Source organism: Novosphingobium sp. fls2-241-R2A-195, from assembly GCF_030209485.1.
Classification (GTDB): Bacteria; Pseudomonadota; Alphaproteobacteria; order Sphingomonadales; family Sphingomonadaceae; genus Novosphingobium; species Novosphingobium resinovorum.
Genome location: NZ_JARVRY010000027.1, coordinates 204,796 through 220,991 on the forward strand (window position 1 = coordinate 204,796; position 16,196 = coordinate 220,991).

Here is a 16,196-nt window from a genome sequence, read left to right on the forward strand (position 1 = left end):
CGCGTGAATGAAGAAATGGCAGAACTGACGGAGCGCGCGCGCAAGCTGTTCTCGGGACCGGTGACGTTCCTGAAGTCGGCACCGTCGCTGCAGTTCCTGCCCGATCCCGATGCGCCGGAGATCGCCTTTGCGGGCCGGTCGAACGTGGGCAAGTCCTCGCTGCTGAACGCACTGGTCGGCCGCAAGGCGATCGCGCGTACTTCGGTGACGCCGGGCCGCACGCAGGAGTTGAACTTCTTCGACGTGGCCGAGCCGCTCAAGTTCCGTCTCGTCGACATGCCGGGCTACGGCTTCGCCAAGGCGCCGCCCAAGGTTGTCGAGACCTGGCGCCGTCTGGTGCGCGACTACCTGCGTGGCCGTGTGGAACTCAAGCGCACGCTGGTGCTGATCGATTCGCGCCACGGCGTGAAGCAGGTTGATCTCGACATGATGGAGATGTTGGATCAGGCGGCGGTGGGATACCGCCTCGTCCTGACCAAGGCGGACAAGATCAAGGCCAGCGAACTGGAAGCGGTCCACGCCGCCACCATCGCCGAGGCGCGCAAGCATCCCGCCGCGTTCCCGGTGGTCCACGTCACCAGTTCCGAAAAGGGCCTCGGAATCGAGGAATTGCGCGCTGCCGTGCTGGGCGATTCGGAACTCTGATTTCACGCTTTCGTCATTGCGAGCGAAGCGAAGCAACCCAGGGCAGAACTAAGCCGCCCTGGGTTGCTTCGCTTCGCTCGCAATGACGGACGGGAGGGCCTTCGGTAAATTGCCAAGCCCTTGGAAATCATCCTTTCATCATTCGAGTCCACAATCGAGACCGCGTCTCCATTTGTGACATTTGCATGACGGCGCGCCGTCCCCTATGGGGCGCAGCTTCACGCGTCGAGGGATGAAAGGAATCTCGCCCATATGCGCCAGATTGCCGTTCTTCCTTACCGCACCGTCGGTCCCGCCGTCGACGCGCCCATCCAGATACTGCTCATCACTTCGCGCAGCACTCGTCGCTGGGTGATTCCCAAGGGCGGGCTGATGAAGGGCCTGCAACCGCACGCCGCCGCCTCGAAAGAAGCGGAAGAGGAAGCAGGCGTGCTGGGCGCGACCTGTCCGGTGCCGCTGGGCTCCTACCGTTACCGCAAGCAGCGCAATTCGGGCGCTTCGGTCTGGGCGGACGTCGACGTCTATCCCTTCGCGGTCACCGACGAACTTTCCACATGGGACGAGCAGCACCAGCGCGAACGGCGCTGGTTCTCGCTGGAGGAAGCGGCTAGGGCGGTCGACGAAGAGGACCTTCGCGCCCTCATACGTTCCTTCGGCGCACGTGAATTCCGCGCCGCCGCCAGTCCCGCGCGCTTCCTGGGCGCAGCCGTGGACACGGTGGCAAGCAAGACAGGGGTCAATGCCATGTTCGCCTGGTTCCAGAAGCTGCTGCCCGAGCAGGGCAACTTCTTCGACCTGTTCGAGAAGCAGGCCGCCACGCTGGTGGCCGGCGCCGACGCGCTCGCCCGCCTCGCGCAGGGCGGTCCGGGCCGTGCCCAGCACATCCGTGAGATCGCCGAGCGCGAGCACGACGCCGACGACATCACCCGCGAAGTGCTGCAGACGGTGCGCCGCAGCTTCCTGACGCCGTTCGACCGCTCGGCCATCACCAGCCTCATCAACACGATGGACGATGCCATCGACGAGATGCAGCAGACGGCGAACGCCTGCGATCTCTACGAGGTGAGCGAGTTCGAGCCCGAGATGATCGACATGGCCGCGATCATCGTCGATGCTGCACGCCTGACCGCCGAGGCGATCCCGCTGCTGCGCAAGATCGGCGATAACGGCCACCGCCTTCACGAACTGACAGAGCGCCTCGTGCGCATGGAAGGCCATGCCGATGAAATCCACGCGGCCGGGCTCAAGCGCCTGTTCAAGGCGGACCTGACCAACCCGATGCACTTCTTCGTGCGGCAGGAGATGTTCAAGCGCCTCGAGCGCGTGGTCGATCGTTTCGAGGACCTCGCGAACGAGATCGACGGGCTGGTCATCGACCACTCGTAAAGGCCCGACCATGGACCACAGCCTTGCCCTGCCGCTGCTGATCGGCCTCGTCGCGCTCGCGCTGGCGTTCGACTTCCTCAACGGGCTGCACGATGCCGCCAATGCCATCGCGACGGTGGTGGCGACGCGGCTGCTCTCGCCGGTCTTCGCGGTGCTGTTCGCCGCCGCCGGCAACTTCCTCGCCTACTTCTTCGTCGGTCTCCACGTCGCCGAGACGGTGGGCAAGGGCATCATCAACGTCGATGCCGTCACCCCGGCCGTGGTGTTCGGTGCCTTGGTGGGGGCGATGTTCTGGAACGTCCTGACCTGGATCAAGGGCATCCCTTCCAGTTCCAGCCACGCGCTGATCGGCGGGTTGCTGGGCGCCGGCGTGGCGCACGGCGGCTTCGCGGTGGTCGAAAGCTCGGGCACGGTGAAGACGATCGCGGCGATCTTCGTCTCCCCGGTGCTCGGGTTCGTCATCGCGATGGCGCTGATGCTGCTGACCAGCTGGCTGTTCAAGGGCACGTCCCCACGCCAGTCGAACGGCATCTTCAAGAGCCTCCACCTGCTCTCCAGCGCGGCCTACTCGATCAGCCATGGCGGCAACGATGCGCAGAAGACGATGGGCATCATCGCCGTGCTGCTCTACTCGACCGGGCACATGTCCGGGGGCTTCCATGTGCCGCACTGGGTGGTGCTGTCGTGTTACCTGGCGATTTCGCTGGGCACGCTTTCGGGCGGCTGGAAGATCATCAAGACGATGGGTTCCAAGCTGACCAAGCTCAATCACCACTCGGGGTTCTGTGCTTCCACGGCGGGCTCCATCGTGGTGTTCGGGGCGTCGGCGCTGGGCATTCCGGTCTCGACCACGCACGCTATCACCGGCTCCATCGTCGGCACCGGCGCGGCGCGGCGGTCGAGTGCTGTGCGCTGGTCGGTGGCGAGCCGGGTCATCGTGGCATGGTTCGTGACCATCCCGGCCAGCGCGGCTGTAGGCGCGCTGTTCTACATGATCACACGTGCGTTCTGAGGGCGAGCTGATACCCACCCCGTCCGGCTAGGCAGGAAAGCTGCCAAGCCTCCCGGCCCTCCCGGCCCTCCCGCATGCGGGAGGGCTTTGCGCATCTTCTCCCCTCCCGCTTGCGGGAAGGGCTGGGGGTGGGCCTTTTCTTCACCTCGACACAGCGCCCCCCAGCCACTAGGCCGCTTGTTCAGCCATCCCGAGGAACGCCGTCCCGTGAAGCTCATCATCGGCAACAAGAACTATTCCAGCTGGTCGCTGCGCGGCTGGCTTGCCTGCAAACAGTCCGGCCTGCATTTCGACGAGATCACCGTCCCCCTGTTCGGCGAGGAATGGGAAGCCTTCAAGAAGTCCTCCGACGACCTTGCCCCCAGCCACGGCAAAGTGCCGATCCTGTGGGATGGCGAGGCGGTGGTGTGGGATTCGCTCGCCATCGTCGACTACCTTGCGGACAAGGTTGGCCGCGATCGCTTCTGGCCCAAGCAGGACGCCGCCCGCGCCATGGCGCGATCGATGGTGGCGGAGATGCACTCGGGCTATCTGTCGCTGCGCCGCAATTGCCCGATGAACATCCGCTCGCGCGTCGAACTGCCGGGGCTGGAGGACGAGACCCGCACCGACATCGTGCGCATCCTCACCCTCTGGGCGGAGGCGCGGGCGCGGTTCGGCAAGGGCGGTCCGTTCCTGTTCGGCACCTTCGGCGCGGCGGACGTGTTCTACGCCCCCGTCGTCAGCCGCTTCCTGACATACGGCATCGGCGTGCCCGGTTTCGCGCAGGCCTACATGCAGGCAGTGTGGGAGCACGAATGGATGCAGGCCTGGATCGCCGCGGCCGAGGCGGAGGACTGGGTCATCGAACAGTACGAGCACCCGGTGGCCTGATGATGCGCAAAGTTCTCCTTCTCCTCGCCGCTCTTGCGACGATCGTATCCAGCCCGGCCTTCGCCTGGGGCGCGATGGGGCACCGAACCGTGGCAGGCATCGCCATGGCCAACGTTCGCCCTGCCACCCGCGTCGCCATCCGCAAGCTGCTCGCCCACGAGCGCGAGATGGACACGCCCAAGTGCTCGATGCGCACGATCGAGGACGCCGCGACCTGGCCCGACTGCATCAAGGGCGAGCGTTGGCGCTGGGCCTACCAGAATTCCTGGCACTACCACGACCAGCCGGTCTGCGGGACTTTCGACCTCAAGCAACTGTGCCGCGACGGCATGTGCGCCACCGCGCAGATCGAGCGCGACGAGAAGCTGCTGGCCAACCACAAGCTGGCGCCGGTGCTGCGGCTCGAAGCGCTGGTCTTCCTCGTCCACTTCGTCGGCGACATTCACCAGCCGCTGCATATCGGCGAGAACGAGGACCAGGGCGGCAACGCGGTGAAGGCCGATTACGGCGACGCGCCGGGCCGCAACCTGCACTCGATCTGGGACACGACGCTGGCCGAGCGCGCGATCACCTCCGCCCGCCCGCCGCTGGTGCGCGTCTACAGCGCGGCCGAAAAGGCGCGGCTGGCGACCGGCACGCTGGAAGACTGGACCCGCGAGAGCTACGAGATCAGCCGCGATGTGCTCTATCCGCTGGCTTTCGGCGGCAAGCTGCCCTGTCACGTGGGGGGCGACGTCAAGGAGCCGCAGAAGATCGTCTGGACCAACGCCGCGATCGAACAGACGATTCCGATCGTCGATGAACGCATCGAGCGGGCGGGGCTGCGTCTGGCGCAGATGCTCGACAGGGCCCTGGCATAATGGCGTCGTCCCGGACCTGATCCGGGACCGCTGGCCGTGAACAGCCCATCTTGCGGCGCCGGCAGCGAGGTTGTGCCTAAAGATAGCCACCGGTCCCGGATCAAGTCCGGGACGACGAATGGAGCAGCCGTGTCCAAGTCTCCCTCTCACACCCGGGCCTTTCTGCTGCTCGGCCTTGTGATGCTGTTCTGGGCTGGCAATTCGATCACCGGCCGCGCGGTGCGGGACGACATTCCGCCGTTCACGCTCGCGTTCGGGCGCTGGCTCATCGCGGTGCTGATCCTGCTGCCGTTCGCGGCGCGGCAGGCCTGGGTGGAGCGCGCGGCGATAGTCGCAGGATGGCGCTGGATCTCGGCGCTGGGATTCCTCGGCATCGTCTGCTTCAATTCGTTCGTCTATTCCGGGCTTCATCATACGAGCGCGGCCAATGCCCTGCTGCTGCAGGCGTCGATTCCGGCTCTGGTACTGGTGCTCGATCGCATGATCTTCGGAACGCGGGCGGGGGTGCTGCACCAGGCGGGCGTCGCACTGTCCACCATCGGCGTCGTCGCCATCGTGTTCCGGGGGGACGTATCCGCGCTCGCGACATTGCGGCTTGGCATCGGCGATGCGCTGGTGCTGTGCGGCGTCGTGGTATGGGGGCTCTACACCGTGCTCTTGCGTAAGCGGCCGCCGATCGCGCCGGCGAGCTTCCTGCTCATGGTCTTCCTGATCGGCGCGGTCGTCATGGCGCCGCTGGCAGCTTGGGAAGCGGCGCAGGGGCTTACAGTCGCCTGGAGCCCGAAGGTGCTTGCGGCCTTCCTCTACGTCGGCATTTTCCCGTCGGTGCTGGCCTACTTCATCTACAACGCCGCTACAGTGCAATTGGGCGCTGCGCGGGCGGGGCAGGCGATCACGCTGATGCCGCTGTTCGGCGCACTGCTCTCCGCGCTGCTGCTGGGCGAGCGGCTGGAGGGCTACCACTTTCTCGGCATTGCGCTGATCCTCGCGGGGATCGTGCTGTCGGCCGCGGAACTGATGCGCAGGCGTTCCGTCTGAGGCGGCTCAGCCGAGGCGTTGGCGCATCCCTTCCGCCATGCCCGCCAGTGCCTCGCGGCGGGGACGGGCGCGCAGGGCATCGAACATGGTGCGGTAATGCGCGTGCGGCACGAAGGTCGGTCCCTCGCGCACGTTGTCGAGGGCTAGGCGCGCGACTTCGGCCGGGCTTTGCAGGTTGGCGATGCCCTCCATCCCGGCGGTCGCCTCGGTTTCGGTAGCACCCGGGCAGAGCGTCAGCACGTCCACGCCGGTGCCCTGCATCTCTCCCCAGAGCGCCTCGCCCAGCGCCACGACCAGCGCCTTGGTGGCGGAGTATGCGGCCGAGTACGGGCAGCCGATCAGGCCCTCGACCGAGGCGGTGAAGATCAGACCTCCGCTCGCCCGTGCCTTGAGGCGGGGGATCAGTCCGTGGGCCAGTTGCATCGGCGCGTGGCAGTTGACGGTGAGCATCCGCGCCATCGCGGCCGGGTCCTGCGCCTCGAACGAGCCCTTGATGTTGAAGCCGGCATTGCTGACGACGAGGCCGATGTCGGTGCCCTCGGTCGCCTCGAGTATCCGCGCGGGAGTCGCCGGGTCACCGAGGTCCGCACCGAGCACGGTGGTCCGGGTGCCGTGCGAGGACGCCAGCCGCTCCGCCAGCGCGTCGAGCCGGTCGGTCCGGCGCGCGGTGAGGACGAGGTGGAAGCCCCGGTCGGCTAGTTCCTCGGCGAAGGCGAGGCCGATCCCTGAGGAAGCGCCCGTCACCAGCGCGGTGGGGCCGTAAGTCTCGCGGAATCGGTCGGTCATGCTCTGGTCCTCTCAAGGCTAGAGAAGACCCAAGCCTCAGGCCGGTGTCCAGTTTCCCCGGGGCAACATCGCCGGGACGGACCGCTCTAAGTCAATTGTTTATCGCATTTTCCGAGTCATCAGGTGTTTCCACCTGATTAGAAAATGCTTCAGGCGACGGTGAGGAACAGCCCCGCCAGCGCCGCGCTCATCAGGTTCGACAGGCTGCCCGCTGCCAGCGCGCGGATGCCGAGCCTGGCGATGATCGGGCGTTGGTTGGGCGCAAGCCCGCCGGTCACGGCCATCTGGATCGCGATCGAGGAGAAGTTGGCGAAGCCGCACAGCGCGAACGTCACCACCGCTACCGTGCGGGGCGAAAGCAGGCCGTCCTTGCCCAGTTCGATGAACGAGACGAATTCGTTGAGCACGATCTTGGTGCCGAACAGGCCGCCTGCGTGCAGCGCCTCGGTCCAGTCGGGGGTCGCCAGCAGGTAGAAGATCGGCGCGAAGATGTAGCCCAGCAGCGACTGGAACGTCACCCCCTGGAAGCCGAAGAGCCCCGCCGCCCAGCCGACGAAGCCGTTGGCGAGCGCGATCAGCGCCACGAATGCGAGAACCATCGCGCCCACCGCGACCGCCAGCTTCACGCCGGTCTGCGCGCCCTGCGATGCGGCCATGATGATGTTGGCGGGCTTTTCCTCCTCGTGCTCGACGGCTTCGGGCTCGTCGACGTGGACGCCGGGGAGGTGCGTGACGTCGGCGCGGTTCATCGCGGCGGCGGCGGCGCCTGCGGGGGGCAGGGTGCTCTCATGGACCTCGGCGTCCGAAGCCTCGCCGGGCCGCGGATCGGGCATGATCATCTTGGCCATGAAGATGCCGCCCGGTGCCGACATGAAGGCGGCGGCGACGAGGTAGTCGATGCGGATGCCCATCGAGGCATAGGCGGCCAGGATCGTGCCCGCCACGCCTGCCAGACCCACCGTCATCACGCAGAACAGCTGCGAGGGGTTGAGCGAGGCGAGGTAGGGGCGGATCACCAGCGGTGCCTCGCTCTGGCCCACGAAGATGTTGGAGGCCGCGCAAAGGCTTTCGACCTTGCTGATCCCGGTCACCTTCTCCAGCGCACCGCCCAGCCAGCGCACCACCAGCGGCATGATCTTCAGGTAGTAGAGGATCGAGATCAGCGAGGCGAAGAAGATGATCACCGGCAGCGCCGCGATGGCGAAGCTGGTGCCGCCGATTTCCGGCGAGGCGAGCGGGCCGAACAGGAAGGTCACGCCTTCATGCGCGTAGCTCAGCAGCCCCTCGACGCCCGAGGCGGCACCGCGCAGCATGCGGTTGCCGAACGGCACGTAGAGCACCAGCGCGGCAAGGCCCGCCTGCAGCGCGAAGGCCGCGCAGACGACGCGCGGGCGGATCGCCTTGCGGTCGGTCGAGAGCAGGAAGGCTGCCGCCATGATGAGAACGATGCCGATCAGGCTGTAGGCGACATGCATCGAGGCGCTTGGCTCCGGGAGAGGAAGGGGGGAAACAGCCGCCGACCCTAGAGGCGCGAGGGACGCAGGGCTAGAGGGTTTTGCGGCGGGTGCCCCGCAGGTGACAGGTTTACACGGTTTACACAGTCCAGAGGGCAAAGGTGTCACCTTGTGCGTGAAAAGTGTCACCTTGGGGCAGCGATGTGTCACCTTGCGGGGCATCGGGTGTAACCTTGTGGCCGGGGGACGGGCGACGGGAATAGTACGCGGCGGCGCCCTTGTAGGAAACCATGGCTTACCGGACAGGGTATCGCGTCCGCCTACCCTCTTTCGTCATTGCGAGCGTAGCGAAGCAATCCAGGGCGGTGTCAGGCTGCCCTGGATTGCTTCGCTACGCTCGCAATGACGACGTTGGGATTACCCCGCCTGCCGCTTCATCTCCAGATAGGCTGCCTCGCGCGCTTCGGCGTCCAGCGACAGGAGGTAGCGACTGGCCTCCTTGTAAGTCAGGAACGGCCTGTCATCCGCGACGACAGGCTCGGTGCGGCCGTTGTAGAGGCGGCGCAGCAGGCGGCGCTGGGGGCGGGTGAGGGCATTGTCTTCGTCTTCGGTCATGGCGAGGCGGCTAGCACGGCGGCTAGACGATAGCGATGACCCTGCCGCATCCTCCCCGTTGCGCAGCAATGGGGAGGGGGACCGCCGACGCAGTCGGTGGTGGAGGGGGGCGGAAAGCCCCTCCGTCAGTCGCTGTGCGCCTGCCACCTCCCCATCGCTTCGCGACAGGGAGGATGCGATGGGGCTCGCATTTTCTCCACCGAAGCCTAGTCCAACGCCGCTTTGCCCGTTACAGGGAGGCGATGGATCGACCCGTCACTGCGCCTGCGCCCATCATCACCCGCTCGCTTTTCGTCTTCTCGCTGCTCTACGGCGGCCTCGTCGTGCTGGCGGGAGTGCTGGGGACCAAGCTGGCTTCGCTCGGCCACTGGCCGGTGCTGGGCGACCTCGCGGTCGAATCGGGGATCTTCGCGTTCCTGTTGCTGGTGGTGCTCTCCAGCGCCATCGCCGAACTGCACGGACCGGACACCGCCAACAAGCTGGTGCGCTTCGGGTTCATCCCGCTGATCGTCTCGATGCTGCTGCTGACCTTCGTGATCCACGTGGTCCCGCCGGCTGCGTTCTGGGGCGACCAGGAGGCCTATGCCCGCCTGCTGGGGCAGGGCGCGCGGATGCAGTTCGCCGGGCTGATCTCCTACGGCGTGTCGCAGACGCTGAACGTCCTGATCTTCTCCAAGCTGTCGCAAGCCGGAGGCAAGCTGCTGCTGGTGCGCGCGTGGATCGCCTCGATGCTCTCGCAGGTGATCGACACGGTGCTGTTCATCACCATTTCCTTCGTCGGAACCGGCCTGCCGATCGTGCAGATCATGGAAGGCCAGATCATCTCGAAGCTGGTGCTCTCGACGATCATGGTGCCCCCGTTCATCTGGTTCTTCGTGAAGCTGGGCAGGAAACTGGATTCCTGAGCCGATAAACGGCACGATTACGCCGAAAAAATCACGTTAAGCGGGTTCAAAATTGCGCGTGGGGGGGTATTAGCGCCCTCATGTCGAATCCGCACCACCCCGCCCTGCTGGCCAAGGCCGAAACCCTCGTCGATGCGCTGCCCTACATGCAGCGATATGCGGGGCGCACGTTCGTGGTCAAATACGGCGGCCACGCCATGGGCGATCCCGAAAAGGCGGTGGACTTCGCCGAGGACGTGGTGCTGCTGAAGGCGGTGGGCATCAACGTCGTCGTCGTGCACGGCGGCGGGCCGCAGATCGGCGCGATGCTCAAGAAGGTCGGGGTCGAGAGCCAGTTCGTCGATGGCCTGCGCATTACCGACAAGGCGACCGCCGAAGTGGCCGAGATGGTGCTGTCGGGCGCGATCAACAAGGAAATCGTCGGCTGGATCGCCAAGGCCGGCGGCAAGGCGATGGGCGTCTCCGGCAAGGACGGCGGCATGGTCACCGCGCGCAAGGTCTCGCGCACCCGCAAGGACCCCGACAGCCTGATCGAGCAGGTGGTCGATCTCGGCTTCGTGGGCGAGCCCGAACACATCGATACCCGCGTGATCGAGACGATCTCGGGCGCGGGGATGATCCCGGTCATTGCCCCGATCGCGGCCGGGCCGGACGGCGGCACCTACAACGTCAACGCCGACACGATGGCGGGCGCCATCGCCGCGGCGCTGGGTGCATCGCGCCTGTTCCTGCTGACCGACGTGCCCGGCGTGCTCGACAAGCAGGGCGAGCTGCTGACCGACCTGACCCCCGCCGCGATCGCGGGCCTGAAGGAAGACGGCACCATCTCGGGCGGCATGATCCCCAAGCTGGAGACCTGCATTCACGCGGTCGAGGCGGGCTGCGAGGCGGCCGTCGTCCTTGACGGACGGGTTTCGCATGCCATGTTGCTGGAAATATTCACGCAGGAAGGTGCAGGTACGCTCATCCGGGCGGGCTGAACTACCCTTGCGAGGGGGATCAAGGAACTGAAAGGCGTCTCGAAGCACATGCGCACCAAAGCTGCACTCGCCGTCCTGCTCTCCGGCTCGTTGCTGGCCCTTGCCGCCTGCGGTAAGGCGGGAGAGGACCCGGCCGTGCTCGACAGCGCAAGTGCGGCGGCGGATGCCGGCGATGCCGTGGTCGATGTCGGTCCGGTGGACGGCGCGACGTCCGTGGCCGCGCCTGCCGCAAGCACCCTCGACACCGCCGCCCTGACCGAGCGCCGCGATCCCGAACGACTGCTGCGCTACTACGTCAGTGCCGTGCGCATCGGCGACTGGAACGCCGCGGCTCAGGCCTGGAGCCTCGATGCCGAGATGACGGCGCAAAAGCTGCAGGGCGAATTCGGCGGTGCCAAGCCCCGCCTCGCGGTCGGCAAGGGCGACATGGAAGGCGCGGCGGGCTCGCTCTATTACGAGGCGCCGATCGTCGTGGACTTCGGCGACGGGCGCACCTCCAAGCGCGGAACCATCGTTCTGCGCCGCGTGAACGACGTGCCGGGCGCCAGCGGCAGCCAGCTCAACTGGCGGATCGAGCGGACTTCGACGCTTACGCAGTAGCCCGTCCTTTCGTCATTGCGAGTGAAGCGAAGCAATCCAGAGTCGCGTAAACCACCGTGGATTGCTTCGCTTCACTCGCAATGACGAGGTAAGCTGGGTTGGCGGTGGTCGATCCCGATCCAACTCCTGCAGACGCGCCCTTGCCCACCGGCCACCCGCTCGGCTATCAGCGCGCGCAGAACCATGCCGCATGTGCGAACGTGCTGTCCCAACGTCATTCTAGGAGCCGGCCTTGCTGTTCCTCACCATTTTCCAGATCGTCAGCTACCTGATCGACATCATCGTCTTCGTGGTGATCGTGCAGTTCGTGCTCGGCCTGCTGATCGCGTTCAACGTGGTCAACATGCACAACCAGTTCGTGTCGGCGGTCTATACCGCGCTGAACGCGATCCTCGAGCCGCTCCTGCGGCCGATCCGCAAGATCATGCCCAACACCGGCGCGATCGACTTCTCGCCGATGGTGCTGATCATCGGTCTCAAGATCCTGCAGATCATCTTCGGCAACCTTGCCATGGCGGGCTACTGATGAGCCAGGTCATCGACGGAAAGGCTTTCGCCGAGGGCCTGCGCGCCCGCGTCGGCACCGCTGCGGTGGGCTTCGAGGCGAAGAGCGGCCGCAAGGCGGGTCTCGCCGTGGTGCTGGTGGGCGAGGACCCGGCCAGCCAGGTCTACGTGCGCAACAAGGGCAAGCAGACGCTCGCGGCGGGCATGAACAGCTTCGAGCACAAGCTGCCCGCAGACACGTCCGAAGCGGATCTGCTGGCCGTGGTCGAGCAGCTCAACAATGACCCGGCTGTGGACGGCATCCTCGTCCAGCTGCCGCTGCCCGCGCACATGAACGAGCAGAAGGTCATCGCCACGATCAACCCGGACAAGGACGTCGACGGCTTCCATGTCGTCAACGTCGGCCGTCTGGCGACCGGCCTGCCGGGCTTCGTGCCCTGCACGCCGCTGGGCTGCGTGATGCTGCTGAAGGACCGGCTGGGTTCGCTCTCTGGTCTCGACGCGGTGGTGATCGGGCGCTCCAACATCGTCGGCAAGCCGATGGCGCAGTTGCTGATCGCGGAAAGCTGCACCGTCACTGTCGCGCACAGCCGCACCAAGGATCTGCCCGAGGTGGTGCGCCGCGCCGACATCGTGGTGGCGGCGGTCGGCCGTCCCGAGATGGTCAAGGGCGACTGGCTCAAGCCCGGCGCGACCGTGATCGACGTGGGCATCAACCGCGTTCCCGGTGCCGAGGAAGGCAAGACGAAGCTCGTCGGCGACGTCGATTTCGCCTCGGCCGCCGAAGTCGCGGGAGCGATCACGCCGGTTCCGGGCGGGGTCGGGCCGATGACCATCGCGGTACTGCTGCGCAACACCATCGTCGCCGCGCACCGCAATGCGGGCCTCGCCTTCGACGAGACTGCCCTTTGAAGCGGATCGCGCTCGGTCTGGCGCTGGTAGCGGTTTTCGCTGCGTCAGCCCAGACCGATGCGCGGCCGAGGCGCCGCCTCCCGCCCGGTACGGGAACGGCCAACCCCAGCGCCCTCGTTGCCGAGGAGATCGCCTTCGCCCGGCTCGCGCGCGAGAAGGGTCAGTGGAAGGCGTTCCGCGAATTCGCGGACGATACCGCGATTATGTTCGTGCCGCAGGAAGTGCAGGCGCAGGACTGGCTGAAGAAGCAGGCCGATCCCGCCGCTCCCGTGCAGTGGGAGCCGCATCAGGTCTGGATGAGCTGCGACGGCACGCTGGGCGTCACCAAGGGCGCCTGGCAGCGCCCGGATGGCTCGGTGGGCTGGTACACCACGATCTGGCAGCGCCAGAAGAAGGGCGAGTACCGCTGGGTGCTCGACCACGGCGACACCCTGCAGAGCGCCTTGCCGGAGCCCGACATGCTCACCGCGCGGGTCGCGAAATGCGGCCGGCGCCCGGACGCGCCGCCGCCGGGTACGCCGCCTGCGGACGCGCGCACTTTCACCGGCGGCAACTCGCTCGATGGCACCTTGCGCTGGCACGTCACGGTCATGAGCGCCAACGATGCGCGCACGGTCAGCGTACAACTGTGGAATGGCACCGGGTTCGACACGATCGTAGAGGACAAGGTGACGCCGCAAGGTTAGGGTAGGGCGGATGTACGAACTTTTCCTCAGCGCCTTCGTCACGCTCTTCGTCGTCATCGATCCGCCGGGCTGCGCGCCCATCTATGCCGGGCTCTCCGCCGGGGCGAGCCGCGCGCAGGCGATCTCCATGGCGACCCGCGCCTGCGTGATCGCGGCGATCATCCTCGTGGTCTTCGCGCTGTTCGGCAAGACGCTGCTGAACGCCCTGCACATCGAACTCGACGCCTTCCGCATCGCTGGGGGCATCATGCTGTTCATGATCGCCATCGACATGGTCTTCGAGAAGCGCACCCAGCGGCGCGAGGAGCGGGCCGAGAAGATCATCGCCCACAACGCCGCCACGCCCGAGATCGAGGACGTGTCCGTCTTCCCGATGGCGATGCCGATGCTGGCGGGGCCGGGCTCGATCGCGACGATGATGCTGCTGACCAGCCGCGCGCACGGCACCGAGCAGACGCTGACGATCCTGGGCGCGATGATCGCGGTGATGCTGCTGGCCTTCGCCGCGCTCGCTGCCGCCGGGCCCCTGATGAAGGTGCTGGGCGACAAGGTCGAGGCGGTGATCACCCGCTTGCTTGGCGTGCTGCTGGCGGCGCTGGCGGCGCAATACGTGATCGACGGGGTCAAGGCGACGCTGTTGCCGTGATCCAGACCGCCGCCGTCTATCTCCTCGCCGCGCTGGCCGAGATCGGCGGCTGCTTCGCGTTCTGGGGCTGGTTGCGGATGGGCAAGCCGGTCTGGTGGCTGGTGCCGGGCTGCGTCTCGCTGGTGGTCTTCGCCTGGCTGCTGACGCTGGTGGACACCTCGCAGGCGGGCCGGGCCTATGCGGCTTACGGCGGCATCTACATCACTTCGGCGCTCTTGTGGCTATGGCTGGTCGAGGGCGTGCGGCCGGACCGCTGGGACATGGGCGGCGCGCTGCTCTGCCTGGCCGGGGCGGGGGTGATCCTGCTGGGGCCGCATAAGGGCTGAGGCCCATTCATCGCCCCCGCGCCTTGCCGCTTGGGTGGCGGCCTCTACTCTCGCGTCAAATCACAAGACGACGGAGAAGGCTGCATGACCGGCAGGCTGGAGTTCAGCTACCTCTACGATTTCCGCAATCCGGCCCCGTGGCGCCGCCCGCCCGAAGCGCTCTACGCCGAAATCCTCGACGTGGTTGCGGAAACCGAAGCGCTGGGCTTCGACGGCGCTTTCGTGCCCGAGCACCATCTCGCCGAGGACGGCTACATGTCCTCGCCGCTGGTGGCGCTCGCCGCGATGGCTGCACGCACGCGGCGGATGCGGCTGGGCACCGGCATCGCGCTTGCCCCTCTCTACGAGCCGCTGCGGTTCGCACAGGACTGCGCGGTGCTCGACAGTCTGTCCGGCGGACGGCTGCAACTGGGGCTCGCGATCGGCTATCGTGCGCGGGAGTACGCGGCGCACGGGCTGGATTTCACCAAGCGCGGCGCCCGGTTCGACGAATTCCTGGAGATCGTGCGCCGCCTTTGGTCCGGCGAGACGGTAGACTTCGAAGGCGGCTTCTTCACCCTCCACGGCGCCAAAGCCTCACCGCTCTCAACCCGGGGGCATATCCCGCTCTACATCGGCGGCTTCGCGCCCAAGGCGATGGAGCGGGTTGCGCGGCACGGCGATGGCTACTTCGGCAATCCCGAGATCTGGCCGCTCTACCGCGAGAAACTGGAAGCGGCGGGCAAGAGCCCGGCCGATGCACGCATCTGGATACAGGGCCTGATGCTGGTCGTTGCCGAGGACAAGACGGCGGCGCTGGAGGAACTGGCGCCCCATTTCCACCACGTCAACAACAGTTACGGCGCCTGGATGAACGAAGACAAGGCCATCGGCCTCGACGGTCCGACGATCCAGCCGATGAGCCTCGATGCCTTCAAGGCCAGCGGCATCCTGCAGATCCTGACCCCGTCCGAGGCGGTCGCCTACTTCCACCGCCTGCTGGAAAAGGCCCCGGTCGAGCAATTCACGATGATGATGCCGCCCGGCCTTCCGGCGGAGCGCTTCCTCGCTTATGCCGGGCTCTTCGCGCGGGAGGTTCTCCCGCATTTCCAGTGAGGGCGTGCGTGATCGAGGATGCGGAGAAGGACGGCGAGCGCCGGGGCGGGTCGCCGCAGTCGGTCACCCGGGTCATCCGCCTGCTCGAAGCGCTCTGCGTCAGCACCGAGCCGGTGTCGCTGGCCGATCTCAGCCGGCGCCTGAGCACCCCCAAGAGCAGCCTTGCGGCACTGCTGCGCGGGTTGGCGGACGAAGACCTCGTCGTCGCGACCGAAGGGGCGTGGCGGCTTGGTCCGGGCGCTTTCGGCCTCGGTAGCGCGCTGACCGAGGCGCGGCGGCGGCTGCAAAGCTCCGACCTCGTGCGCGACGGGATGCGGCGGCTGGCCGCGCGCAGCGGGGAGACGGTGCTGCTGGCGGTGGGCGACCAGGATCACGGGATGATCACCTATGTGGACCTTGTCGAGAGCAGCAATGTGGTGCGCTATACGGTGTCGATCGGTGACCGACGGCCGTTCTATGCGACGGCGGCGGGTCGGGTGCTGCTGTCCACGTGCTCACCTGCAGCGGTCGAGACGTACCTGAAGCGGGTGGCACCGGCGCGGCTGGCTCCGGGGACTGAGATCGACCCTGCCGTGCTTGCGGACGTGGTCGAGCAGGCCCGTGCGGCAGGTTATGCGCAGACCGTCGATCAGGCCGCCGAGGGTGTCACCGGCACGGCGGCGGTGGTGCGTGATGCGGCGGGTGGTGTGGTGGGCGCTCTGGTGATCGCCGCGCCCAGCGCGCGTGCGGCTGGACGGCTGGAAGACCTCGCCCGGCTGGTGCGGGAAGAGGCCGCCGCGATCTCGCGCAGTCTCGGGTTCAGGTAGGCCCCACTACCTTCGTCATTGCGAGCGTAGCGAAGCAATCCAGGGCAGTTTCACACCGCTCTGGATT

Annotated in this window: 19 protein-coding genes; 16 read left to right on the forward strand and 3 right to left on the reverse strand. The window is 66.8% G+C overall.

Features of this window, described 5'->3' with window-relative positions:
* The first annotated feature begins 15 nt into the window (after nt 1-15).
* The 6 genes from yihA (at nt 16) to QRN25_RS20890 (ending at nt 5,814) form a co-directional block, all read left to right on the forward strand.
* On the forward strand, nt 16-645 hold the full coding sequence (yihA, locus tag QRN25_RS20865; RefSeq protein ID WP_008831758.1) for a ribosome biogenesis GTP-binding protein YihA/YsxC: 630 nt from the start codon (nt 16-18) through the stop codon (nt 643-645).
* A gap of 252 nt (nt 646-897) precedes the next feature.
* Complete coding sequence (locus tag QRN25_RS20870) at nt 898-2,031, forward strand: DUF47 family protein (RefSeq protein ID WP_008831757.1); 1,134 nt, start codon at nt 898-900, stop codon at nt 2,029-2,031.
* A 10-nt stretch (nt 2,032-2,041) separates the two neighbouring features.
* Entirely contained in the window at nt 2,042-3,043 is a 1,002-nt protein-coding gene (locus tag QRN25_RS20875; RefSeq protein WP_285021177.1) for an inorganic phosphate transporter, read from the forward strand.
* A 207-nt stretch (nt 3,044-3,250) separates the two neighbouring features.
* Nucleotides 3,251-3,916: a glutathione S-transferase family protein gene (locus tag QRN25_RS20880; RefSeq protein WP_036529582.1), complete on the forward strand. Its 666-nt coding sequence runs from the start codon at nt 3,251-3,253 to the stop codon at nt 3,914-3,916.
* 2 nt (nt 3,917-3,918) lie between these two features.
* Entirely contained in the window at nt 3,919-4,776 is an 858-nt protein-coding gene (locus QRN25_RS20885) for a S1/P1 nuclease (RefSeq protein WP_350224263.1), read from the forward strand.
* Between the two features lie 129 nt (nt 4,777-4,905).
* Nucleotides 4,906-5,814 (forward strand): DMT family transporter, encoded by a 909-nt coding sequence (locus QRN25_RS20890; RefSeq protein ID WP_285021182.1) that lies wholly within the window; start codon nt 4,906-4,908, stop codon nt 5,812-5,814.
* Nucleotides 5,815-5,820: 6 nt separating this feature from the next.
* Here QRN25_RS20890 and QRN25_RS20895 read toward each other — a convergent pair whose 3' ends face one another.
* From QRN25_RS20895 to QRN25_RS20905, 3 genes are all read right to left on the reverse strand, one after another.
* Complete coding sequence (locus tag QRN25_RS20895; RefSeq protein ID WP_285021183.1) at nt 5,821-6,600, reverse strand: SDR family NAD(P)-dependent oxidoreductase; 780 nt, start codon at nt 6,598-6,600, stop codon at nt 5,821-5,823.
* Between the two features lie 149 nt (nt 6,601-6,749).
* Nucleotides 6,750-8,075, reverse strand: a complete 1,326-nt coding sequence (locus tag QRN25_RS20900; RefSeq protein WP_285021184.1) for a NupC/NupG family nucleoside CNT transporter — start codon at nt 8,073-8,075, stop codon at nt 6,750-6,752.
* A 396-nt stretch (nt 8,076-8,471) separates the two neighbouring features.
* The gene (locus tag QRN25_RS20905) at nt 8,472-8,669 is read right to left on the reverse strand and encodes a hypothetical protein (protein ID WP_285021186.1); all 198 of its coding nucleotides are present in this window, start codon (nt 8,667-8,669) and stop codon (nt 8,472-8,474) included.
* 242 nt (nt 8,670-8,911) lie between these two features.
* Here QRN25_RS20905 and QRN25_RS20910 point away from each other — a divergent pair, with 242 nt between their 5' ends.
* From QRN25_RS20910 to QRN25_RS20955, 10 genes are all read left to right on the forward strand, one after another.
* A complete protein-coding gene (locus tag QRN25_RS20910; RefSeq protein ID WP_008832917.1) occupies nt 8,912-9,574 on the forward strand; it encodes a queuosine precursor transporter in 663 nt (220 codons plus the stop codon).
* 80 nt (nt 9,575-9,654) lie between these two features.
* Entirely contained in the window at nt 9,655-10,554 is a 900-nt protein-coding gene (gene argB / locus QRN25_RS20915) for an acetylglutamate kinase (protein WP_008832918.1), read from the forward strand.
* A gap of 48 nt (nt 10,555-10,602) precedes the next feature.
* The gene (locus tag QRN25_RS20920) at nt 10,603-11,154 is read left to right on the forward strand and encodes a hypothetical protein (RefSeq protein WP_008832919.1); all 552 of its coding nucleotides are present in this window, start codon (nt 10,603-10,605) and stop codon (nt 11,152-11,154) included.
* A gap of 232 nt (nt 11,155-11,386) precedes the next feature.
* A complete protein-coding gene (locus tag QRN25_RS20925; RefSeq protein ID WP_008832920.1) occupies nt 11,387-11,680 on the forward strand; it encodes a YggT family protein in 294 nt (97 codons plus the stop codon).
* Nucleotides 11,680-12,570, forward strand: coding sequence for a bifunctional methylenetetrahydrofolate dehydrogenase/methenyltetrahydrofolate cyclohydrolase FolD (gene folD / locus QRN25_RS20930; protein ID WP_008832921.1), 891 nt, complete (start codon nt 11,680-11,682; stop codon nt 12,568-12,570). Before QRN25_RS20925 ends, folD begins: the two co-directional genes overlap by 1 nt.
* Nucleotides 12,567-13,256: a hypothetical protein gene (locus QRN25_RS20935; protein ID WP_285021188.1), complete on the forward strand. Its 690-nt coding sequence runs from the start codon at nt 12,567-12,569 to the stop codon at nt 13,254-13,256. The genes folD and QRN25_RS20935 overlap by 4 nt, the downstream gene beginning before the upstream one ends.
* A gap of 10 nt (nt 13,257-13,266) precedes the next feature.
* On the forward strand, nt 13,267-13,902 hold the full coding sequence (locus QRN25_RS20940; RefSeq protein WP_285021189.1) for a MarC family protein: 636 nt from the start codon (nt 13,267-13,269) through the stop codon (nt 13,900-13,902).
* Nucleotides 13,902-14,228, forward strand: a complete 327-nt coding sequence (locus tag QRN25_RS20945) for a YnfA family protein (RefSeq protein ID WP_285021289.1) — start codon at nt 13,902-13,904, stop codon at nt 14,226-14,228. The genes QRN25_RS20940 and QRN25_RS20945 overlap by 1 nt, the downstream gene beginning before the upstream one ends.
* 84 nt (nt 14,229-14,312) lie before the next feature.
* Nucleotides 14,313-15,323, forward strand: a complete 1,011-nt coding sequence (locus tag QRN25_RS20950; protein WP_285021190.1) for an LLM class flavin-dependent oxidoreductase — start codon at nt 14,313-14,315, stop codon at nt 15,321-15,323.
* 8 nt (nt 15,324-15,331) lie between these two features.
* Complete coding sequence (locus QRN25_RS20955; RefSeq protein ID WP_285021192.1) at nt 15,332-16,129, forward strand: IclR family transcriptional regulator; 798 nt, start codon at nt 15,332-15,334, stop codon at nt 16,127-16,129.
* The last annotated feature ends 67 nt before the right edge of the window (nt 16,130-16,196 follow it).